At 41.0% G+C, this 22,642-nt stretch carries 26 protein-coding genes; 8 read left to right on the top strand and 18 right to left on the bottom strand.

The annotated features are described in order from the left end of the window. Positions 1–4: 4 nt before the first annotated feature. From DP120_RS09475 to DP120_RS18785, 8 genes are all read right to left on the bottom strand, one after another. A complete protein-coding gene (locus tag DP120_RS09475; RefSeq protein WP_205854527.1) occupies positions 5–325 on the bottom strand; it encodes a hypothetical protein in 321 nt (106 codons plus the stop codon). 281 nt (positions 326–606) lie between these two features. Next, positions 607–792 (bottom strand): hypothetical protein, encoded by a 186-nt coding sequence (locus DP120_RS09470; protein ID WP_112223430.1) that lies wholly within the window; start codon positions 790–792, stop codon positions 607–609. 150 nt (positions 793–942) lie between these two features. Further along, positions 943–1,116 (bottom strand): hypothetical protein, encoded by a 174-nt coding sequence (locus DP120_RS18460; RefSeq protein ID WP_165843762.1) that lies wholly within the window; start codon positions 1,114–1,116, stop codon positions 943–945. 241 nt (positions 1,117–1,357) lie between these two features. Beyond that, positions 1,358–1,588 (bottom strand): hypothetical protein, encoded by a 231-nt coding sequence (locus DP120_RS09465; protein WP_112223429.1) that lies wholly within the window; start codon positions 1,586–1,588, stop codon positions 1,358–1,360. Between the two features lie 520 nt (positions 1,589–2,108). Then, complete coding sequence (locus DP120_RS09460; RefSeq protein ID WP_112223428.1) at positions 2,109–2,786, bottom strand: hypothetical protein; 678 nt, start codon at positions 2,784–2,786, stop codon at positions 2,109–2,111. Position 2,787: 1 nt separating this feature from the next. Continuing rightward, positions 2,788–3,852, bottom strand: coding sequence for a ParA family protein (locus DP120_RS09455; protein WP_112223427.1), 1,065 nt, complete (start codon positions 3,850–3,852; stop codon positions 2,788–2,790). A gap of 384 nt (positions 3,853–4,236) precedes the next feature. After that, positions 4,237–5,841, bottom strand: coding sequence for a DUF2075 domain-containing protein (locus tag DP120_RS09450; protein WP_420812435.1), 1,605 nt, complete (start codon positions 5,839–5,841; stop codon positions 4,237–4,239). Between the two features lie 233 nt (positions 5,842–6,074). Continuing rightward, positions 6,075–6,827: an excalibur calcium-binding domain-containing protein gene (locus tag DP120_RS18785; protein WP_112223425.1), complete on the bottom strand. Its 753-nt coding sequence runs from the start codon at positions 6,825–6,827 to the stop codon at positions 6,075–6,077. Positions 6,828–7,211: 384 nt separating this feature from the next. On the opposite strand from DP120_RS18785, the gene DP120_RS09440 reads away from it, so the two are divergent. Further along, positions 7,212–7,700 (top strand): DUF2975 domain-containing protein, encoded by a 489-nt coding sequence (locus DP120_RS09440; RefSeq protein ID WP_112223424.1) that lies wholly within the window; start codon positions 7,212–7,214, stop codon positions 7,698–7,700. Positions 7,701–7,786: 86 nt separating this feature from the next. Here the strand turns inward: DP120_RS09440 and DP120_RS09435 are convergent, their stop codons facing one another. The 4 genes from DP120_RS09435 to DP120_RS18455 form a co-directional block, all read right to left on the bottom strand. Beyond that, the gene (locus tag DP120_RS09435; RefSeq protein WP_112223423.1) at positions 7,787–7,969 is read right to left on the bottom strand and encodes a hypothetical protein; all 183 of its coding nucleotides are present in this window, start codon (positions 7,967–7,969) and stop codon (positions 7,787–7,789) included. A gap of 34 nt (positions 7,970–8,003) precedes the next feature. Beyond that, positions 8,004–8,669 carry a type 1 glutamine amidotransferase domain-containing protein gene (locus DP120_RS09430; RefSeq protein WP_112223422.1) on the bottom strand — a complete coding sequence of 222 codons (666 nt, stop codon included), beginning with the start codon at positions 8,667–8,669 and terminating at the stop codon, positions 8,004–8,006. Positions 8,670–8,827: 158 nt separating this feature from the next. Then, the gene (locus tag DP120_RS09425) at positions 8,828–9,508 is read right to left on the bottom strand and encodes a hypothetical protein (protein ID WP_112223421.1); all 681 of its coding nucleotides are present in this window, start codon (positions 9,506–9,508) and stop codon (positions 8,828–8,830) included. A 340-nt stretch (positions 9,509–9,848) separates the two neighbouring features. After that, positions 9,849–10,001 carry a hypothetical protein gene (locus tag DP120_RS18455; protein WP_165843761.1) on the bottom strand — a complete coding sequence of 51 codons (153 nt, stop codon included), beginning with the start codon at positions 9,999–10,001 and terminating at the stop codon, positions 9,849–9,851. Positions 10,002–10,166: 165 nt separating this feature from the next. On the opposite strand from DP120_RS18455, the gene DP120_RS09420 reads away from it, so the two are divergent. The 5 genes from DP120_RS09420 (at position 10,167) to DP120_RS09400 (ending at position 13,952) form a co-directional block, all read left to right on the top strand. Next, entirely contained in the window at positions 10,167–11,357 is a 1,191-nt protein-coding gene (locus DP120_RS09420; RefSeq protein WP_112223420.1) for a D-alanyl-D-alanine carboxypeptidase family protein, read from the top strand. A 481-nt stretch (positions 11,358–11,838) separates the two neighbouring features. After that, entirely contained in the window at positions 11,839–12,198 is a 360-nt protein-coding gene (locus DP120_RS09415) for a YciI family protein (protein ID WP_112223419.1), read from the top strand. A 47-nt stretch (positions 12,199–12,245) separates the two neighbouring features. Beyond that, positions 12,246–12,440: a hypothetical protein gene (locus DP120_RS09410; RefSeq protein WP_112223418.1), complete on the top strand. Its 195-nt coding sequence runs from the start codon at positions 12,246–12,248 to the stop codon at positions 12,438–12,440. A gap of 98 nt (positions 12,441–12,538) precedes the next feature. Then, entirely contained in the window at positions 12,539–13,060 is a 522-nt protein-coding gene (locus DP120_RS09405; protein ID WP_133257387.1) for a hypothetical protein, read from the top strand. Between the two features lie 175 nt (positions 13,061–13,235). Then, the gene (locus tag DP120_RS09400) at positions 13,236–13,952 is read left to right on the top strand and encodes a 3-ketoacyl-ACP reductase (RefSeq protein ID WP_112223416.1); all 717 of its coding nucleotides are present in this window, start codon (positions 13,236–13,238) and stop codon (positions 13,950–13,952) included. Between the two features lie 138 nt (positions 13,953–14,090). Here the strand turns inward: DP120_RS09400 and DP120_RS09395 are convergent, their stop codons facing one another. Further along, positions 14,091–14,870 (bottom strand): 2-keto-4-pentenoate hydratase, encoded by a 780-nt coding sequence (locus DP120_RS09395; protein ID WP_112223415.1) that lies wholly within the window; start codon positions 14,868–14,870, stop codon positions 14,091–14,093. Between the two features lie 403 nt (positions 14,871–15,273). On the opposite strand from DP120_RS09395, the gene DP120_RS09390 reads away from it, so the two are divergent. Together DP120_RS09390 and DP120_RS18450 are read left to right on the top strand one after the other, a co-directional pair. Continuing rightward, the gene (locus tag DP120_RS09390; protein WP_112223414.1) at positions 15,274–15,621 is read left to right on the top strand and encodes a hypothetical protein; all 348 of its coding nucleotides are present in this window, start codon (positions 15,274–15,276) and stop codon (positions 15,619–15,621) included. 95 nt (positions 15,622–15,716) lie between these two features. Further along, complete coding sequence (locus DP120_RS18450; protein WP_158593214.1) at positions 15,717–15,878, top strand: hypothetical protein; 162 nt, start codon at positions 15,717–15,719, stop codon at positions 15,876–15,878. 530 nt (positions 15,879–16,408) lie between these two features. Here DP120_RS18450 and DP120_RS09380 read toward each other — a convergent pair. The 5 genes from DP120_RS09380 to DP120_RS09360 are packed head-to-tail and all read right to left on the bottom strand — an operon-like array spanning position 16,409 to position 22,490. Beyond that, complete coding sequence (locus tag DP120_RS09380; protein WP_112223412.1) at positions 16,409–17,758, bottom strand: purine-cytosine permease family protein; 1,350 nt, start codon at positions 17,756–17,758, stop codon at positions 16,409–16,411. Between the two features lie 44 nt (positions 17,759–17,802). Continuing rightward, positions 17,803–18,132, bottom strand: coding sequence for a cupin domain-containing protein (locus DP120_RS09375; RefSeq protein ID WP_112223411.1), 330 nt, complete (start codon positions 18,130–18,132; stop codon positions 17,803–17,805). A 2-nt stretch (positions 18,133–18,134) separates the two neighbouring features. Then, positions 18,135–19,874 carry a hydantoinase B/oxoprolinase family protein gene (locus DP120_RS09370; RefSeq protein WP_112223410.1) on the bottom strand — a complete coding sequence of 580 codons (1,740 nt, stop codon included), beginning with the start codon at positions 19,872–19,874 and terminating at the stop codon, positions 18,135–18,137. A 1-nt stretch (position 19,875) separates the two neighbouring features. Continuing rightward, positions 19,876–21,921, bottom strand: a complete 2,046-nt coding sequence (locus DP120_RS09365) for a hydantoinase/oxoprolinase family protein (RefSeq protein ID WP_112223409.1) — start codon at positions 21,919–21,921, stop codon at positions 19,876–19,878. A gap of 26 nt (positions 21,922–21,947) precedes the next feature. After that, positions 21,948–22,490 carry a helix-turn-helix domain-containing protein gene (locus DP120_RS09360; RefSeq protein ID WP_112223408.1) on the bottom strand — a complete coding sequence of 181 codons (543 nt, stop codon included), beginning with the start codon at positions 22,488–22,490 and terminating at the stop codon, positions 21,948–21,950. Between the last annotated feature and the right edge of the window lie 152 nt (positions 22,491–22,642).

Raw genomic sequence — 22,642 nt, 5'->3', positions numbered from 1 at the left:
AAAATTATAAACCAAGTTGTTTTACTGTCCACTCTGAACCAGCCTTACTTAACATTTCTTTCCATGAATTAAATAAAGTATTCTTTGATACATAAATGTCTAATTCATCTGCAGGTATTGAATTTAAATCTTCTTGTTTTTCTAATACAAAAGGGGAAGCGTCAAAGAAAGAACTAATATCTGTAAACCCCTTTGTATTACTTTCCATAAATTTTCGAGTAAACAATTCATTCAATGGCACAGAATTTTGTCCACTAATACTGTTAGCATTACTTTGCAAATCACTTAGCTTTTTATTGAGTTCTTCTAACCCTGTAATTTTCATAATATTCCCTCCTCTCCTAGTGCTATATTATCACACTTTAACAAAATACAATATATAGTATTGATTAAAAATATTTTATCTACATATAGTATAATTAATAATTTTCCAGTTATTCCCGAAAGAATTATTCAATACCGCAAGTCTGACTATACCTAAAAGTGTAAATTGTAGTATATTATCAAGATCATTTAAAATTCTTTCTTTACTCGGCGAACTAGTAAAAACCACACAAAAAAGCTACGAGTCTCTTCGCAACTCCACATTCATAACTTTAACTTATTTCATTCCAAAAACTGCAGAATCCCATCCACCAACCCATCCGTCAAAGGCAAAACAGGGTTACTATTGGCCGCCTCATTCTCGCCTTCTCCAGATACCTTTTTCAGCACATGGTTCATGTCCCCAATAATCAGCAGTTCTGATTCGGGATGCGCCGCATACAAACTTTCCGCATCGGATTCCGGCACCTGCGAATCATATGCCAGTCAGGAAATCATATAGGGCTGGATCGACGGACGGAAAACACTTTGCAATTCGGGACTTACCGTTGCGACTTGCTCGCCTTCTTTTAATTGCTTGATGATTTGTCGGACTTCATTCATGTGATCTTCCGGAAGCTATGCAGCCAGTTGCTCCATCAACACTTCATCAATGGGGCGTCCTGCTCCCGCTTTGGAGATAAACGAATCGACTGAAGCGCGCACTGCTGCCACCATGCCGATCAGCGAACCTTCGCTGTGCCCGATAATCCCGACTTCCGCAAATTGGGCATCCGATTTCAACTGCTCCACCTAGGTAACCTCATTGTCAATGTAGCGGGATTGAACTTCCAGCAGTCTCCAGATTGTCCCTGTGTCCCGCGCAATTATGTATATTTAAGTTCTCAGATAAAAATACGAAAGCCGTATCTGTTAACCCTTGCGGTTAGCGGATACGGCAATTTCTTCATGCAGTTATAGTTAATAAATTGAATTGGGTCTGACACAGGGTGGCGATTTTCTAAACCGTTTCCTCAGCTGTCCCCGGAGTTAATTAGCAAGGAAAGGTCTGGCCTTGTTGTGTAAAATCTCCGGAAATTTTCTCGTCTTCGAGTTTCCTTTCGAAGACAAGCCTTTGCCCCTGGAGATTCAAATCAAACACCAGGTCCAGATCATTGAATTCCACTGTCAAAAAAGGATAATCGCTCAGCCCCTGCGGCGGAATACTTAACGTGCCATCATCTTTTTCAAACTCCACCATGATCGGCAGCGGCTGATTGTGCACTTAAATTGTACCTTCCCATATCCCTGTAATTTCTTCAATCGAACTCGCCTCCTCGATTGAAGTGTCCTCACTGTCTCCTCTGCAGGTTGCTAATAAAACTAACATGTCTAGTATATTTCCTATTCCTATAGTTTTTATCAATGCAAATACTCCCGCTTTTTTCGAATGTTTCTATATCTTTTTTAATCGTAGTGAAGTTTGGAGGGAGTGGAAAGGAAAAAACTGAAGATTGCTATTTTGCAAAACTGGAGGCGCGAACAGAGATGAGAATGAAGGAAATGTACTGGACGAAATTTCGCGTTTGTATTTCCATCAGTTCCCAGATTATTCCTGTGTCAGATATCATTATGAACATTTACTTTCTTAGATAAAAATACGAAAGCCGTATCCGTTGACCCTTAAGGTCACTGAATACGGCTTTTTCTCTATACAATTGCAGTGATTAAATTGAATCCTGTCTGACATAGGAAAGCGATTTTTTGAAACAAGTTCGAGTTATTAGTAACATATCTAGAATTAGTTAATAATTTGATATAAAACGTTGATTACTTATAGGTATTTCAGGAAATTTAAAATGTGAATAGTCTAGCAGCCAAACATACTTCTCCCTAACAGAAGTATTGTTAAATTTAGCGCCTTCTACAATAAATCCTAGTAAATTTTCCATCGTTTCATTATTACCATTTTCTAAGTAATCAACAAAATAATGACCATCATATTCTTGTAACAAACCCAAGTCACTTAAGTTCATTTGATCCTCATATAATAATTCAATTAAATCCTTGGAAACTATGATTCGTGGAAATCTAGCCACTTTCGATTCTAGATGATATGCCTCAATTAAACCTAAGCTATACATGAATCCATCATTATAAAAATGTTTTCCATAAGTAATGCCCCCTCTTACTAGAATTCCTTCTTGCAATAAATTATATTGATATTCAGAAATTATATTCAAGAACAAAGGGAAATTTGATTTATCAAATTTGGTAGCTAAAACTATGGAGTCTGAAAACTGTACAAGTTGCAAATCTAAGGTGCTTTTATTCAATTCTAATGTTTTTTTATGGATTCTATATAATTTATCCATATATTTTTGAGTTCCTAATGGTGCTTCTAAATCCTTTTTCACCATATCGCTAAAACCTAACAAATCTATAAATGCCACAAAGTATGGTGATGAGTGTTCTGGATTCATTTTATATCAACTCCAACTTTCCTGCTAAAACTTCATATTTTTCTCTATAATCCGATATTCGGCGTTGAGCGTCTCTCCAGGTTCCACCATTCCAGGGGACTCTGCTAGTTATTATAAGTGCTGTATCTTGCTGACTTATTTGGAAAACTGCTTTACCACATTCTTGCATTAGTGGTGCCAAACTTCCGAAATCTGGGATTTGAGTAGCGTTTATGGTATCAATATCTAAACCACAAGTTAAATCTTTTTCTGTAGTTGAATGTTGACTTAATACGTCAAAAAAGTCTGTAACAATAACTTTAGGAATTCTATTCATCCAAAGTTGAAAACCTGGTTTCGGTCGACCATTTATTATTTTAAAATGTTGAATGGTTGTTCCCAAAAATTTTGGTTTTCCATGCTTTATTGGTAGTCCTAACTCTAAAAATTGTTCGTAAATTTCTTCATGTTCATTCATCCATCTATTAATTATGGAAGAAAGTGTTTTAATTGCTTGGACATTAAATCTATCAGGAGCTGTAGGAATAAAGAATCCATCACAAGCTAAAAAGCAACTTCTCGTTAGGGCACCAGAACTTGGTCCAACATCAATTAAGATATAGTCATAACCTTTTTCATTTCCAAATCGATATAAAAAGTCACCAATAGCCACATAAGTTCTCTTGTCATGCGTTTTGGAAGAAAACCTTTGTCCATGGGCTTCTGCCAAATCATCCTCAATACTATTTAATGATACATCTCCTTTTATTAAGTCTAGATTATTATTAATTTTATTTACAATTACTTCATCTAAATTAATTCTAGGAATTTCTCCTTCTATTCTTGGTTTTAATATATCTAATAAACTTGTTCCAGATAATTCTTTTTCAACGCCAGTATTCAATTGCTCATCGTCTAAAGCAGCTATTTCGGGTGATAGAAGTAATTCCGTTATATTACATTGCGGATCTGCATCTACTACTAAGATTTTAGCTCCACTTTCCGCAAGATAATGTGCTAAGTTAAAAATAGTAGTAGTTTTAGAGACACCGCCTTTATGATTATAGAAAGTTACAACTTTTGACATTTAATTTCCCCCTAAAATATCTATTCTTGGATAATAATATTACCATAATAACTTAAAACTTCGCTTCCCAGGGAACCGTACAATTTACAAATAATTTATATGGATGAATAAAAAATAAAACTAAAACCGAAATGTTGATGCATCCGAATTGGCTATGCATAAAGCATAAATTGATGTGTATTGTCGAAATCGTTTAGAATTGTTTCTTTCCCTGGGACGCGTTTTATTGGTATTCCATACCAATGCATAGCCCTATAACATCTTGCGCCCTATTCCTTGTCTACTTTCATAAAGCTTATTAGGAAAATATTACAGCCCAAACATTGAAATCCACGCAAAATATTTTATTCTAATGCTTGTCATATAAGAAACTATGCCTCACTGCTAAATTTCCAAAAGCCGCTCCCTCAACCCCTCATCACTAGCAAAAATATAAAGCCCCTTAATCCCCCTCTTCATCAACACATTAATAGAATTCAATATAATCTGTTCTTTCGCTCTTTCAACATTATCGATACCTTCTTTTCCTCTAAACGCTTCGGTGTCGCTATATCTTTCAGTGACAATCTTCAAGCAATCATTTTGGTCATCATAAGTAACGGATGGTCCCAATATCACGCCTACATAATTCAGATCGAAGCCCTGAATCGTATAGATGGATCCCGCTTCTTTAATTGTCTCCGGCTTTTCAGCCCAGGTATTTTTAGTGTCGGTTGAATTCCATGGGATTTCAAGACTGTCTGCTCTAATGTAGTATTGCTCGCCGTCTTTTTTATGTTCATAATCGAATGTCGAAACCACTCGTGAGAGTCCGTATTCTTTATTCTTTTCCACTATGGCATCATGCATTTCCTTGGCAGAATCGAATATTTGAAAATCATATAGTTCGTCTTTCGGAAGCTTGCCAATTCGCTTTTCTACAAAATTATCGATCCAGTCGATTACATCGTCACCAGCATTCATGCGGAACTGTTCTCTTAAAACGTAGGGCTCTTCTCTTTGATAGCCTGACACTATTTTCTTGAGCCGCTCCTTGTCCCAATAGCTTTTCAGCTTTAAGACCTGTTTTTCGTCATAGACTACGATGACGACTTTGCTGTGCTTAATGATTTCTTCCAGTTGATTGTCTTCATTGAATCCGTTGAAAGCATCCGCTCTGCTCAGCAATAAATGCGCTTCGTCGACCAACACAATGTCGGCTTTTTCTGCAGCTTTTTTTTGCTTATTAATGAAACTTGTGGGCTTATCAAAATTATTCTTTTTGAGAAACTTCACATTGGCAGCAATGTTTTTATACGTTTTCAGCATCTCTGAATGATTGACGAGCAGATAATTCTTCGTGTTATGGAGATTGGAATTTTTATCAGCCGCCAGCTCCTGGATGCTGTTGAATACAGAACTTAGGACTACACTCTTCCCTACACCGGCTTCGCCTGTGACCATGAAGACAAACGTTTCATCGTCATTGATATGCTCTTCGCATACTTCCAGAATTTTTGTTTTTAGCTCGAGCTGCGTCATCGTCAGCTCTTTAAAAGGAGAAAGTTTGAAGATGTCCCTGTTTTCAATTACGTGAGCAGGGTTATTAACCATCTTCCTTTTCACTAGTTCTTTCCATATATCATGGAATATCTCTTTATCGTAGAACTCCTTGTTATGGTAGTTGTGCGTGACGCTTTGCGCAGTCTGGCTCTTGTTCTGCAGCTTGTAGCGATCATCGCCCAGGAAATAATTGATGAGTTTGGTTTCGATATTGTATGTAGCCGACCGGTGAAATTCTTCATGGATGATGAGCGTCATTTTTTCTAATTTCTTTCGCTCGATATTATTCAAGTGGGACTTCATCCGATTTTTAAAGGCCACCGTTTCTCCTATGTATACCGTCGTGTTATTGTTCAAGAAATAAACCACTGGATAGTCAAAGTAAGTATCGTGCTTGATACTTTCCAACGTGGCTTTGTTAAAGTCCCAGGTTTTTAGTTCGGTCATTCCCATATGTATTCAGCCTCTCTGGATGCAGCAGATTAAATGATTGCTGTCAGATATGTAATTGGAGCGGTTACAAGTAAAATTAAAATTTATAGTCGTAAATAAAACGAAGATCCAATATCTTAATATTAGCATTATTTAACTATTAATTGTCTGCTTTTGGAAAATTTAATTCTCTGAATACCACTAGCTAAATTAAATAAAACCCTACTTTTAAAAAGTAGGGTTTTTGATTATGCTTCACAAGCATAGTTATCTTTATCACGATCCATCTTCGATTGGTAAGCTGAATGGGTTGATGGCACACCGCTTGGGTATACTTTTCTTAGTTCAGTACAGTTTGCAAAATTCTCTGATTTGGCCGGAGCAGCTGCACTGCTGGCACTTGAAGTCGTTTGATCTGATGAAGAACTGCTCGAACTGGATTCTGAACTTCCACTGGAAGCAGCCGCTGTAGTTTGGTTCGCAGTGTTCGATTTCGAACTTGCAACTTCTTTGCTAAGCTCGCTGTTTTTGGTTTCCAGCTCTTTCACTTCCTTTTCCAGTGCTGTAAGTTGCTTGTCCAATTCTTCTTTCTCTTTGTCAAAAGCTTCTTTTTGAGTGGCTAGCTCAGCGACAGCATTTTCATTTTCATCCTTCTTGCTTGCCAATTCTTCAAGTTCTTTCTCAGTTCCTGCTTTTTCTTCTTCGAGTTTAGCAAAATCTTCTTCCGACTTGCTGACAGCAGCTTCAAGCTTATTTATTTCAGCTTTCAATGACTCATTTTCTTCAATTAATTTTTGTCGCTCCGCTTCTGCTTCGCTTGCACCAGTCATCCCAACTCCGGTAAAAGATAAAATAAGGACAGTTAGCGCAATTAAAGCATTACGGCCAAATTTCTGACGTCGGTAATCTTTTTTGATGAATTTGTGGAGTCCCCACAAAATTCCGAAAACAATTAATGCAATTAAAGCTGCTACTGCTAAAAAAGAAAACAATGTACCCATAATACTTCCCCCTATATTGTTTTGATTTTGAAATATATTTTTATCAGTAGAATCAGAGATCCCAATACAAGCAATGGAATTCAAAAAAACCTCTTACTTGCAATGCTTTTCAGATGTTCCTTTTTCTACCACTTCTATATCTTCTGCGATATTTTACCACGTTTTCAAGAATAAAAAATAGATATTTTTTAATTAAAAGTAAATATTATCAATATTTATTATTGTACAGAGTATGCATAAGCATAAATGTACAGATTTCTTTAGCATATTGAAGTCATTATTAGTTTTTAGAATTTCAAAAAAATTTTAACGATATTTATTTATTGAAATTCAATAAATAAAATGATATATTCAACTCACCAACAAACGATCGGAGTGTTTCCCATGACACGCAAACAAGCTTCGACGCTCTTCCTGAAAGTGGTTCTGCTACTGATCGCTCTCGCAGTGCTGACCGTATGTCTATTCGCCTTGCCGGGAATGGCTGCCCGGGATGCGGCGCAGCATCCGGAGACGGCTTATCTGCAGTATCCGTTTTTGATATCGGCTTATGTGTTCTTCTTCCCTGTTTTTATCGCCATGCATCAGGCCTTCAAATTATTGACCTATATCGACCGGAACCAGGCGTTCTCGGATATGGCAGTGAAGTCGCTGAAGATCATCCGGTATTGCGCGTATGCGGTCATCGTGTTTATCGTGCTCGGCGAACTGGCGACGATTGCGCTGATTCGGGGTGAGGACATTACGCATATCATTATGCTGGGTGCCATCGGATCTTTTGCATGCATTGTCGTGGCTGTTTTTGCCGGACTGTTGCTGAAACTTTTGAAGGATGCAATCGGAATCAGGTCGGATAATGATTTGATTGTTTGAAGTATGGGCCCCGCAACCTAGTCGGAAATTATATTGCAACGAGAAAAAGCCCACATCGTGTGGGCTTTTTTGTGTCCTCGTTTATTCTATTCTTCTCCCTTTTCTTCGAGAGCTTCGGGGTACGTGATCGTATCGAATACTTCGCCGGTTTCAGCGTCTGCCATTTCGATGACGACTTCGAAACTATCCGCATCTGCAATATCATATACCTGATAGAAAGAGCCGCTCATGCCGAGTGTCAAAGAAATGCAGAACTTCCCGACAATCAATCGCGAAGTTCTGCATTTTGCATTTATAAGCTATTTATTTCTTTTTGTCCAAAGCCTTCACCAATTCTTCGGCCAAAGCTTCAGAAGAAAACGGATCGCGTCCCGTTACCAATTGATCGTTGCCCCATACCACTTTCTCATCGGCAGTGTAGTTTGCCACTTTGCTCATTTCGCCTTCCAGGCTGAATGGCAGAATGGCAGGAAGCCCTTCAGGTTCAACCGCTTCCGGGTAGCCTGTTACGTCCAGGCCGGACAGGATGCTTTCGCCGTTAGGGCGTTTTGTCCAGATTAACGGAGCCGGTCCGTGGCATACAGCCGACACGATTTTTCCGTTGTCGTATACGCTGTTGATGATGCTATGCAGGGTTTCATTTTCCGCCAGGTCATACATTGCCCCGTGGCCGCCAACGATGAATACAGCATCATAGTCTTCGGGCGTGATATCCGAAAGCCTTTGTGTGTTGTCTGCTAATCCCGCTTCGTACATATTTTTGTATTTGCCTTCAGGATCATATTCATTGCCGATACTCGCCTGGTCGATGGTCGGTTTGCCGCCGAGTGGTGAAGCCAGTTCCACTTCATGGCCCGCTTTTTTCAATATCTCCATCGGGGCAAATAGTTCTTCTCCCCACCAGCCGGTTTCGTAATTGTTTTCTGCGTCATTGTGTCCGCTTGATAACACTGCTAATACTTTAGCCATATATATATTGCCTCCTATAATTTAAAATTCAACCTGTCAGTTGTTGTTCCCGAATGTTTTCCCGTATAAACAAACTGTATATTTAGACTCCGGATAAAAAGAACTCTCAAGAAAAGAACGCACATCGCTGGTCCGATGTGCGTTCACTGTTATGCAGATTATTGATTCACTTCAATTGTATGTGAAGCATCCTCACCCATTGTATTAAACTCACTGTCGGTTGGCGCCAGAATCCTGAGTTCAATGGTTTCCAGTTCGTCCACTGTAGAGTCTTTCAAAGTATACACATTGTGGCCTTCATGTCTGACTTTGCCCATGTATTCTCCATTGATATATCCAGAGAGGAGCATATTAGGTTCCAATTGCTCCAGTGTATTGGTTATTGCAACTGTTTGATCCAGATAAAAACTCATGTCTTCATCAGAAGTATTCTCTCCGGCAAGTTCAATCGTAAATGCATGAACTTCCTCACCCACCGCCACCTCAAAGAGTTCTGCTGTCGCCTCATCTTTAGGTTCGATGATTTTCAATTGGATTGCCTTAATCTCGTACTGCATCGGACCGATTTCGCCCGTAATACCTAATTCTTTATCTGTATAAGTGTTGGTAACCTTCATGCTTTCATCTTCCTGCACATCTTCGTCGACTACCCCTGTGTCTTCTGCAACCTCTTCTGCTAATTCCTCTGTTTCTTCAGAATCTATTGTCTCCGTCATTTGTTCTTCCGCACCCGTGTTTGCCGGGTTTTCAGACTCCTCGTTTATCCCCGTAGTATCCGATCCGCACGCCGATAAAGCTAAAGCGGATGAAAAAAATAAAGCCATCGTTGATTTTTTCATGCTGATTTCCTCCTTAAATCTTTAATAGAATCATTACCAAACTACTGGCAGCTACTTCTGGTACTTCAAAATCAAAGGAGTCGAAACAAAGAAATAATCATAAGATACTTATGCTAAGTATACAATAAATTATCTGAATTTTACATTTATAATCCGGTTTTCCAGAAACACCGATTTCTTTTTAATCCATAAATGGAAAGTTTATTTGCTTTGGCCGTTTGCTTGGAACTGCGCGTGTTCCAGTTTTACTATTATTTAATTCCTGTGATGGACAATTTCTAAAATAAATAAAAAAAATTATTTCTGGGCGTGATGCAGCCATATATTTGAAATTTGCTTTTTAGATAAAGCTTTGGACAGAAACAATGAAAACGGGAATTTTTTGAAAATCTTTAGTCCCTGATTCAATCAGCCGTTTATCCTCTCTATCAAACTGCTCAAGCAGCTCAACTTTAATAAAAGTCTCGTACATTACCGGTTCTAATCTCCTCATTTTCATTTAAGAAAGCTTCTTCTTTATAGCAACATAATTACGTCGATTGGCCTATTCTCCATCATTTTCCTTATTAGAAACGAACTTGTTTTATCAACGTTTATAGGCATTATCTAAGTGGTAGGGCATTACTAAAGAGGGGATAAATTCACAAGGAGGCTAAACATGAGAAATTCAGCTGGAATTTTCACTTGCAGGCCATTCATTTTCTTGGGGATGGTTACCCTGCTCTTGTCACTTTTCCTGCCAATGACGGCTTTGGCCCATGAAAAAGACGAGATCCTTCTGGTCAATAAAGAAAACTCCCTTTCTGCAGACTATGTTCCGGATAACCTTGTTTATCCAAATGTTTCATTCTCTTCAGATAGAGAGTCAATGCAGCAGCATTCAGCCAACGCCCTTGAAGAAATGTTTGCCGCAGCGAGCAATGACGGCGTGCAATTGTATGCAGCATCCGGTTATCGCTCCTATGACTATCAAGCAGATCTTTATCAGTACTGGGTAAACAGATACGGAGAAGAACGTGCTAACCAAATCAGTGCAAAACCCGGCGAAAGTGAACACCAGACCGGATTGGTAATGGATGTAACAAGTGCTTCAGTTAATTATGAGCTGGTTCAATCTTTTGGTGATACGACGGAAGGCCAATGGGTAGAAAACAATGCGGCAAACTATGGCTTCATCGTCCGCTACCCTGAAGGAAAACAGCATATAACAGGCTATCAATATGAGCCGTGGCACCTGCGTTATGTCGGTGCCGACCACGCGGCAGAGATTGCGGCAAATAACCTGACGCTTGAAGAATATCTTTCCCAGGATTCTTCGGATGGTACAAGAACCTATACGATCCAAGCCGGAGATACATTCTGGAAAATTGCAAATGACCATGGAACAACAGTTGACCAACTTCTTGCGTTAAACCCCGATTTCGATCCGCTCACTTTGCAGATCGGGGATCAAATCCTTTTGCCTGGCGATGGTTCGACGAATCCCGACCAACCCAATGAAGGAACCAGTTATACAGTCAAAGCGGGAGACACTTTCTGGGGTATCGCCAGCAACTATAGTGATGTAACCGTGCAGGAGTTGATGGATGCCAACCCGGATATTTCTCCGAGATATCTCAGCATCGGAACAACACTGACGATTCCTACATCTTCTGATAATCAGAATGGAGAGCAATATGTAGTAGCGACCGGCAATGTCTGGATCCACAGCACTCCTGACTTCACTGTCGACTCAAGAAATGGGGTCCTGTATAACGGAGAACGAGTAGAGCTTCTTGGCGAAACTACCAATATGTATCAGATACCGGACGGTTATGTTTCGAAAAACTATGCAGAGATCGTCGAATAACAACTGTGTTTAATGTGTAATATCGGCCGATATGCAGACACTCAATAAGTGACTGCAGCCGGTAAACCCCTCTTTTTCGGAGATCCCTACCATGGAGATTTCATATTAATCGGTTAGTATGGCCGCTGACAGCAGATTTTCATTCTGCTGTCTTTTTTGTTGAAAAGGACAAAGTCATACAGCAGGAAGATTGGGCAAGAATGATGGATGCCTCAATTGATTCTTCAACAATTAAAATAATAATATACTTCCTTTACTTGGTTAATATGCTTACAATTTACATAAGGGAATGATTGGATCGATTGCTCCGATTCTATATCTAACTTCGAGCCCAATATGAAATTTAAGAAGACACAAGGCTTTGCGCCGGTTGAAAAACTTCAGCTGCAGTATCAGTGAAGCAATCAACTTAAGCCTTATATCTACAAATGAATTACTGTTTAATTTGCTTACAAGAAACAACTCTTGAGGAGGAAATCATTTGAGGTTCTTAATTTTATTGGCTTCAGGTCCGAATTGGAAGAAGGACACAGCCCTCCACAACCAGCCGTTTATGCCGGAACACGCAGTATATGTACAGCAAGCGTTCGATAAGGGCGATGTTATAATGGCCGGTCCATTCATGGATTTTTCAGGTGGCGCCATTGTATTCGATGCGGAAACTGAAGAAGATGCAATAGCTTTTGCTGAAAACGATCCTGCCATCAAAAATGGGATGTTTACTTTTTCTATCAAGGAATGGGGTTTTCGAATGAGCAAATTCGAGAATATCAACCCCAAGTATGGGCAAGAGTATATCGATATTAAGCATAAGCAGCAGAAAGAGTTGGGAATTCTTTGAGTTTGTAATAAAATCAGTCAAGCTTTAAAAGAAAGAGGCGGCTAAATGTGAAACGGTTATTTTGGGGTGTTACGACGGGAATCAGCGCAGCGCTTATTGTTATTGCATTGATGGATTTTTTGATGCAGAGATCAGGAGAATTTACTATCTATATTTTGATTGCAGGTCTTATTATGACTGCTATCAGTGCTTGGGGAATGATGAAATACACAGGTGTAGGGTTCTTTTCCAATAAAAAATGATACAGGTCATCAGGTGAACAGAATAGAATCTTTGCTAAGTTAAGTTTATTCCTAAAGGAGGCATTTGTCTGAACAAGAAATTTCTCCTCTTTATTTCTATGTTTGCCATAGCAATATTAGGATTTTCTATTTATTATATGAATGAATATCATATTGAAGATAATGACGCATCTATTCAATCCAATCTAGAGACCTGGTTGAACAGGCCACCTAGTGAAGAACTCAATCCAGAAGTATTACAGGTGAAACAGATAGAGGATACCACTTCCCATATCATTCTTTTTCAATTAGATAATGGAGATTACGGTTATGCTCGTTTATTAAAGGGGTTAAATGGAAAATTTAAGATTGATGTTGCCGGATACGGCTCTGGAATTTATAATTCGTCTTATCAAGTCATTGAGACCAATAAAGGAGAATATTTGGTTTTATACGGCGAAAATCCTGATTTGAAGATTGACCATATTTTAGCGACTGCTCTAAGTAATGAGTATGATGTTACATTCGATATTTCGAATGAACAAACGTTTTTGCAATCTGCAAAGATACCAAGTGACGTGGAAAGAGCTTTTCCTGTGGATTTATCATTTTATGATGATGCCGATAATTTGATTGAATAATTTTTTTCTCAATTGAAAAAGGATTGGTATGAACAACAAAATAATTTTCCACCGACAGCAGATCTCCACTCTGCTGTCCTTTTTTATTGCTCCCAAGTTCTCCGTTTGGATTTCCACCTGCCCTCTTTGCTACACTAGATTACGAAACTGATTGATATTAGAGGAGCTGTTCAATATGCAAAACGTTAAAGGTAAAAACGCATTAATTACAGGAGCCGGTAAAGGGATCGGCCGGGCTACGGCCATCGCTTTCGCAGCGGAAGGCATCAATGTGGGGCTGGTCGGACGCACGGCGGCCAATTTGGAGAAAGTGGCTGCGGAGCTTGAGCAATACGGAGTGAAAACGGTATTCGCTGTGGCGGACGTCGCGGATATGGAAGCGGTCAATGCAGCAGTTCAACATATAACAGAAGAACTTGGATCGATCGATATTCTGATCAACAACGCCGGCATCGGCAAATTCGGTAAGTTCCTTGAGCTGTCGCCTGGCGAATGGAAAGGCATCATCGATACAAACCTGATGGGCGTTTATTACGTGACGCGTGCTGTCCTGCCGCAAATGATCGAACGCGAGTCTGGCGAAATCATCAATATTTCATCGACAGCCGGACAAAAAGGCGCACCGGTAACAAGTGCATACAGCGCATCGAAATTCGGCTTGATGGGATTGACGGAATCATTGATGCTGGAAGTCAGAAAGCACAATATCCGTGTGACTGCCTTGACGCCAAGCACAGTTGCGACTGACCTTGCGATCGATTCGAATTTGACGGACGGCAATCCGGACAAAGTGATGCAGCCTGAAGATATGGCGCAAATGATGGTTGCCCAGTTGAAACTGCACCCGCGCGTGCTGTTGAAATCGGCTGGACTTTGGTCGACGAATCCGTAAAAGTATAGAACAATAAAAACACCTCCGGGCTGGTAAAGTTTAAACTTGTACCGATTCGGAGGTGTTTTTTTGCGCAAAAAATACAGAACCCTGCTCATGGATTGGTGCAGAGTTCTGTAGTATGTACGATCGATTTTATTACGCTGTAAAAGTAATTTCCACTTGTCCTAAATTGGAGTATTTCACCGTATAGGTGCCTTCTTCGGCAACGAGCGGCGAGATGAATGTACCTGATGAAATCACCATGCCTTTTGTTAAGGCTTTCCCGTTGGCCGCCAGCTTCCGGGACAGCCAGGCAACAGCTGAAGCGGGATTGTCCAACACGGCAGAAGCCGTTCCTTCGCTAATTTTTGCGCCGTTATGGAAAAGTTCCATCTGGATATTCGCCAATTCCTCGAAGGACGGCGGGTCCACAGGTTCTGAAACAACCACTCGTCCGACCGCTGTGTTATCACAAATCAAATCAGCCAAAGAGAAATTAGGGAACCAATCTTTATACCGCGAATCCGGAATTTCAATGCCGGCGGCAATCTTGCTTTTCCTTAAAACCTCTTCCTCGTCTGCTCCTGCAGAAAGATCTTCCGTTAAGATGAACATGATCTCGGTTTCAATCAGCGGCGAAAACAGGCTTGATAGCGAAACCGTCTCCCCGCTTTTCAGCAGATGCGACGTCAGCAACGTTCCATATGCCGGCTCATGCGTATTCGCAATCGCTTGCGTCGCTGCACTGGTCATACTGATCTTATACCCGGCAAGTTCGCCTTGCCCAGCCGCACTCAATGCGCTGACCACTGTATCCTGCACAGCATAAGCCGTCTTTTCATCCACCGTATATTGATGGCGAATAAATTCGGTGGCTTCCCCCGCTTCATGTGCTTCTGTGATCTTTTCGGAAACTTCCTTCACAAGATTTGTCATTTTCACATCTCCAATTCAGTAAGGTTTAAAAATGATCATTTCTGCTGGATGCATCATTTAACTATAAACTATCCCTCATTTCTGGGTGAGAGTCCAGTGTTTTTACAGCAATCTCTCATATCATGAAGCGGCTGCTGTTTGGTGCTGGCATTCTGGTGTATGTGTGCCATATAGAATGGGTTTGTTATCGTATAACGTGATTATTGTGTCGTATAGAATCGTTTTGTTGTCGTATAAAATAATTCACCTCACGTATAACGTCCTTTACCTAACAGTGCTACATTCTTATTCAGCTACCCTCCCTTTCACTTCCCCACTCTCTGGAATAAGGTTTCCCCCTCCAAATTCGGGTATAGAACAACATACTGAAAATACGTTTTTTATTCCCGAAGGAGGACAATACATGCATTATCAATTGAATTTGCACCTGGCGAGTGCGAAGAAGGATTATTATTGGCTGTTCAAGAGTGAGGAAGATACGATTACGGTTTTCAATGAAGTGGTGGAGACGTTCCGGAAGTATGAGCCGCGCGATGCGGATGCATTCATGAAGGAAAAACAGCGCGAGATTGATGAGACGGGCAAGAGCAATTCGGTGCAGATCGAAGTTGTGAAAGTTGATAAGAAAGCGATTATCCGCTCCGCTTCGTACAGTGAGATGTGGTACGAAGACCGACATTTTGATGATATTTACAGAACGTTGACGGATCGGCTGGGTACGCCGGAGGAAGAATCGTCGGAGCCAGTTTGATATGAAAGCATTCCCTATGTATGGGAATGCTTTTTCCGTATTTCTGAAACATTTGCCAAAGGCTTACGTATAGTAAGTATAAGGAGGGATGAATTATGATGGGCGACGGAATGATTACGGTATTTCCGATTATTGGACTTTTATTATCTTTATTGCCAATTGTGATTGCGATTTATGTAGTTATTATGTGGGTGAATTTGACGAAGGAGCGGAATGCTTATTTGAAGCAGATTGCTGAGGAGCTGCGCAGACGTTAGTTTTGAAGAAAGGAAATGGTTAGAATGGGATTGATTCGATTTTTGTTTTTCGAAAAAAACATCTTGTGTATACCGCTTTTGATCAAGACATGTATTTTAAAGCCGCCAGCAAATTAAGCCAGCATGGCTTCCAATACAATCTGGCACGGAAAATGACAGCCAACCTGTTTAGGCCGTCGGCCGAAGCCCATATTCCGCTGACGCGAAACAACGAAATTGCTAATGCCCAATACGATCTATATGTAAAAAAAAGACCAGCAACGCGCACAGCAAGCATTGCACTATTAGATTTAAGGATACTGCCATCCAAAAACAACATGTGCTCAATGAGAAGAGTTTGAAGAACCAAATCTGAAAGCAGAAAGAAGCCATCCTTCGCACCCGTCTGTAACTCGAGTGGATACGAAGGTCTGCATTTCGATGATTTTAATGAAAGTTTATCCTGTCGGCTGGATGTCATGGGAGAAGATTCGCTTGCATAAAAAAAGTCTTCGACAGAATTGCAATCTGTCGGAGACTTTTTTAAAATTTCATACTGGTTCTGTTTTTTCTTTCAACACTTTTTCTTCGTTTTCAATCGGAACTGTAAAGTGATCCGGTTTAATTGCAGCTTTAACTTTCATGGCAACAAAGTAAACAATACCTGCTGCAATGAGTGACTGAACTGCAGGAAGCCCAAAAGAATTTACATATTGTGTAAAATAACCCACCATGACACCCGCCACGAGTGCAATAGTCGCCATCCAGTTCCAACCTTTATTATCTGCCCATTGCTGTTTACGGATAAAGAAAAAGTCAGACATCATGATGCCAGCGATGGCCGGATAGACTAAGGCGGTCATGTACAGGAAATCCATGAAGTACTGCAGAATTCCGGCAAGTGCGATAACGATGGCGATTAATGTGCCGATTAATGTCAGAATGGCACGGCCCTTGTTTGAGTTCACGTTGAAAATGTTCGCCATAGCCAGTCCCATACTGTAGTTATTGACCAATTGGCTTGTCCAGGTAGCGAACCACAGAATCAGGAAGCCCCATACCGGAAAGCCGAGGTTCATCATGACGTTAACGATATCCGCATCGCCGACACCGACCGACATGATGGCCCCAACGTAGAACAAGGGAAATCCGACAGCAATGATACCCAGTGGTATCAGGATATTATCTTTTACTTTTGGTTTTGCGTAACGTGTATAATCTGATGCAATGACCCATTGGGAAACATTAATTCCGATAATCAGGCTGAGCGCTGCTAAAAAAGTCATTGAAGGTTCAGGTCGCCAAGCCATAATTGTGCTGAAGCCTGTATTCTGAAGAGCGTAGAAAATACCGCCAATAATCAATAGAAGACCAGCCGGAACAGCTACATAATCCGTCCACTTCATAGAGCCGTACCCAATGATAGAAGGAATTGCAAACAATAATCCGACGATGATTGTGACAATTGCCCAAGGGATAATTTCGTTTTGATAATCGATTCCCAACATGGCCGAAATAGCATTCCCTGCCACAGCGGTTTGCAATGCCCACCATCCGAGAGAGACGATGAAGATTGTGACGCCCACGATGAATCTTGCTTGGGCTGCACCAAAACTGGTGCGGGCAATTACAGAAGATGAGCGACCAGTTTTGGCGCCCATATAACCGGCAACCGCATTTCCTGCCCATTGGACAACGAAAAGGGATACCAGCAGGATCCAGAAAATTTGTGACATGCCAAATGCTCCAGCAAGTGTAGCTCCTACCATTAAAACTGGAATTGTAAATTCAAGTCCGCCAAAAATCATTGCAGGAGTCAGCCAGTGCTGACGTTTATCTGCTGGAATTGCCGCTAATGCTTCGTCTTTGCCTACTGCATTTTTAATACCTTGCTTCTCCATCCGTACTCCCCCTTTAATATTAAGTTTCCATTCACCAATCCAGATCAGCCAACCATGACAAACACCAATTCGCAATTTTCACTACCGTCATTGACCGCAATATGTTCTTCACCTTTTGGGATATATGTCGCTTGACCTGCAGAAACGCGGTATTGCTTGCCGTCAATTTCTGTGAGCAAGGTCCCTTTGACAATTACGGAATACTCGTTTTCTTCATGTTTGGAAACACCGGTTAACGGAACTGTTTCCCCTGGATAAATAGTGACATGGCCTACTTTGACAGTTGAATTTTGCTGTTTTTCTTTAAAAATCGTATACATCGAATAGGATTCATTGCCTTCTTGTGCCAAGTCTTCAATATTTAAAATATCCATGCTCAATTTCCTCTCCCGATTAATTCTTCTACTGAGAAATTATCTTCATTTACAACTACACCGAAGACATTTTTTGCTTTCTGGATACTGATGTAGCCATTTTTCACGTCTTTCGCCACTTGTTCTGCCGGCCTGTTAATCGGATTTCCATAACCGCCTCCGGTAGCTGTCATCAGCTTGACTACATCTCCCCTATTCAGAGGATAGCGTGGATAAATACCGAATGGCCCGTCAGTTTCACCGTTCACTTTTTCTATAATGAATTCATTAGGCGAACCTTCATCTCCGCCATTCAGACCCCATGGGAAGTATTTGTTGCGGCCGAATGTTGCAGATACCATTTGCTTATCGGTCATTGCCTGATACGCGCGTGTTACACCCGCACCACCTATAAATTCTCCGGCACCCGCACCGTCTGTCCGCAAGCTGTATTCGTCAATCATGACTCCGTAGCGCGTTTCTGCCACTTCGACCGGGACGTTATAGGTTTCGCCGTCTCCAATACAGAATTGACCTCTGGCTCCATCTTGTCCTTTTGCTGCTCCCCAACCGCCTGCCGAAGGTTCCACAATCAGAAACGGTTCATTAGTTACATGGTGTTCTCCGGATAAAGTCACCGCGCAGACAGACAGCAATTGTCCAGCTGATAGACGGTCCGGCAATGATGGCGCAAGTGCCTGCCAAACAAGATCTGCACCACCTTGCATACTTTCCCAGTAAATCGATACTGGTGCCGGGCGTTCCGCTGCTAAAATGGATTTAGGATCGGTTATAATTTCGAGCGGCCGGAACACGCCGTCATTGACATCCTGGGAAGGATTTGTCGCTGCTAAGAAAATGGTGCGAACCGCTGAGACCAATCCCGTATAAGTGCAGTTGACCGGACCTGGAACCTGTGGATGGCTGCCCCGGAAATCACAGATAAATTTATCGTCCGTAATGGTCACTTTAACTTTGATCGGGAAAGGTCCATTTCCAAAACCGTCATCATCAACAAAGTCTTCTGCAGTAAATTCGCCTTTCGGTAATTTCGCCAATTCTTTTCTGGCCATCTGCTCTCCATGGTCCAAATGATGATCGATGGATGCCTGGACTACCTCAGCACTGTTTTTTTCGCACAGTTCCTTTACCCGTTTCTCTCCCGTCCGCAGTGCTGCCACTTGCGCCCAAAGATCTCCGATAGACAAATCCGGAAAACGAATATTCGATTTAATAATATCGAGAACCGCCTGATTCAGTTTTCCTTCATCAAATAATTTTACACATGGAAATTGCAGCCCTTCTTGATAAATCTCGGTTGCGTCATTGCTGAACGATCCGGGATCTTTTCCTCCTACGTCTGTCCAGTGAGCTTTGTTAGCAGAAAACGCGATAATCTTCCCTTCATGGAAGATAGGCATCACGAGTCCGACATCTGATAAATGCGAACCGCCGCCCACATACGAATCATTAATGATAATAATATCGCCTTCCTTTAGCTCTTCTTCGCCAAATTTGTTCAAAGTTTCTTTAACCATGAATGTCAGCATTCCGATAAATCCAGTTACACCATTCCCTTGTGTCAATAATTGCCCTTTTGAATCTGTCAGCCCGCTTGCGTAATCCAAAACTTCGTAAATAATCGGACTCATAGATGTTCTTGCTAAGGCATGGAACATCTCTTCCCCTATTGCAATCAAAGAATCCTTAACAATTTCAATTGTAAACGGATCGACTTTCACTTCCTGATTTGTCAATGTCATCTTATTTCGCCCCCATTTCGATCAATAAGTTTCCATAAGCATCTACTGACAAGGTTTGTCCTGAATAGAAAACAGTTGTCGCAGTCGGCTCTTCCACGATTGCCGGACCTTGTATTTTCATACCGGGAGCAAGTAATGTACGGTGATAAACTTTTGTATCATTCCAACCTTCATCTTCATAGAAGACTTGCCGTGTTTCTTTCAATGCTGTTTCGGCATCCTTGCTCCCGGTTTCCAGTTTCTGCAGCTCCGGTTTCTGAACAGTGCCAAAAGCAGTTAAATGCAAGTTGACAATCTCTGTCTGAGCTTCTTCCAATTTGAATGTGAAATTTTGCTCATGCATTTCATGGAATAAGCGGATGACCTCCTGGACTGTCTGAGCTTTAATTTCCCCATTTACCAACGGTACTTTCACCGTATGCTCTTGACCGGAATAACGCATATCGACAAAGCGATTGAAAATAATTTCTTCTTCTTTTATATTCTCTTCTGCATATTGCTGTTTCGCCTGAGTTTCAAGCTTATCCCACTGGTTGTTCAGTTCCGCCAAATCCAAGTCTTCAAAACGGTTGATATAGGTTTGTATGTAGTCATGTCGTAAATCCGTCATCAGCATTCCCCATGCAGAAAAGACAGACGATGCGACCGGTACTACTACCTTTTTGACGCCCAGCTCCCGGGCTAATGCAGGCGCATGCATCGATCCACCGCCTCCGAAAGCTACAAGAGTGAAATCCCGTGGATCATAACCTTTTCTGACTGAAATCAGCTTTAAAGCGTTCAGCATATTCGCATTGGCAATCCGGATAATGCCGAGTGCCCCTTCTTCTTCTGTCATGCCATAGACTTTGGCCACCTTATCATGAATAGCCTTTTTCACTAATTTCATATCAACTGTGTAATCGAAGTTTTCCGGAGAAAGTCGGCCAGTCAGCAAATTTGCGTCGGTTGTAGTGGGTTCTGTGCCCCCTTGTCCATAAGCAACCGGTCCTGGGACTGCACCGGCTGATTGCGGGCCAACTTTTAATGAGCCGCCTTCATCAATCCAGGCGATGGAGCCGCCTCCATTACCGATTTCCACTATATCGACAACTGGAGATTTAATCGGATATCCCGCCCTCAGATCATCTTTCTCAATATAATAATCGGTGGATACCTTTACTTCCCCATTGCTGATGAGCGAGCATTTTGCTGTTGTTCCGCCAATATCAAAAGCGATGACATTTTTCTCCCCGATAATTTCGCCCAGATAAGCAGCTCCGTAAATTCCAGCTACAGGGCCCGATTCGACCATATTGATTGGCGTCTTTTTCGCTTGCTCGAATGTAGTGGTTCCTCCATTTGATTGCATGATGTAATTAAAACTGTCCGCATCGTTTTCCACCAGCTTGGAATTGAGTTTGTCGATATACTTTGAAGCTATCGGTTTTACATAAGAATTTAAAACCGCAGTGTTTGTTCTTTCATATTCACGCCATTCCTTCGTTACTTCATGAGATGCAGTAACAGCAACTTCGGGCCATAGCTCCCGTATCAGCTCAACAGTCAGTTCTTCATGTTCAGGATTTTTATAGGAATGCAAGTAAGAAACTGCCAATGCTTCCACCTGTTCCCTCTTGAAATAAGCAATGAGTTCTTTGATTTTCCCTATGTTGAGCGGAATGACAACTTCCCCTTTTTGGTTTAACCGTTCTTCAACTTCCTGCCGCAAATAACGTTCAACAAACGGAACCGGTTTTTCGTAACGTACGTTGAATAAATCAGGGCGGTTCCCCCTTGCAATTTCGAGTACATCACGAAAGCCTTTTGTGGTAATCAATCCGGTTTTCACACCTTTTCGTTCAGTGAGAGCATTGATGATTACCGTTGTTCCATGTATAAAAGTTTCAATCTCCTGCTGGTCAATCCCGCTTTTTTCAATTACATCAATAATTCCCTGTTCAAAATTCGGAGGGGTTGTATGGCTTTTTGCAACTCCCACTTTTCCATTTTCGTCTACATAAACCAAATCTGTAAAAGTTCCCCCAATATCAGTAGCTATTCTCATTAATGATCAGCCCTCTTTCTTTTGAATTAAAATATCACAGGCGTCAGTACACAAAGGATAATTGTTTCTTCATTCAGGGGATTTTCCCATGAATGCGGCACTTCAGATGGATAGTGAATCGAATCCCCCTCCCTGACAAAGTATTCTTTACCATCCACTTTGAATAATGCTGCTCCTTTTAAAACATAATAAAATTCTTCTCCCGGATGGTTGGACGTTTGGTTTTGTTCCTGCTTAGGCGCCAGAGTTACCAGCAAAGGCTCTAACCTTCGACCTCCGAACTCCCCATTTAACCGACTGTAAGTTGTCGAAGCCCCTTCCAGTTGAAAAGGCTTTCTATCACCAGCCTGCAACATATAATTATGGTTTGTCTCCGAGTCAAAGAAAAATGTAACGGGGACTTCAAAAGCATCTGCAATTTTTTTCAAAGAAGTAATCGCCAGAGAGGAAGATCCTCTTTCAATTTGAGACAAAAAGCTAACCGATAACTCTGTCTTCTCACTAAGATCTTTTAATGTTAGTCCACTCTCAATTCTTAGATTTTTTATCTTTTGGTAAATACCATCCATAGTTCCTTACCTTCCCTTTCCAAAATACAGTCTCACAGTAAAAAATATAGTATTACTAAACTTTTTCTCATAATATCATAATACTTTTCAAATTGATAGAATATTTTTAAAATTAGTTCCGATATAAAAACCAAAGTTTTTTACATAGGAAA

This window comes from Planococcus halotolerans, from assembly GCF_003289955.1.
Classification (GTDB): Bacteria; Bacillota; Bacilli; order Bacillales_A; family Planococcaceae; genus Planococcus; species Planococcus halotolerans.
The sequence above is the reverse complement of the archived record's forward strand: the minus strand, read 5'-3'. Positions and strand labels throughout refer to the sequence as shown.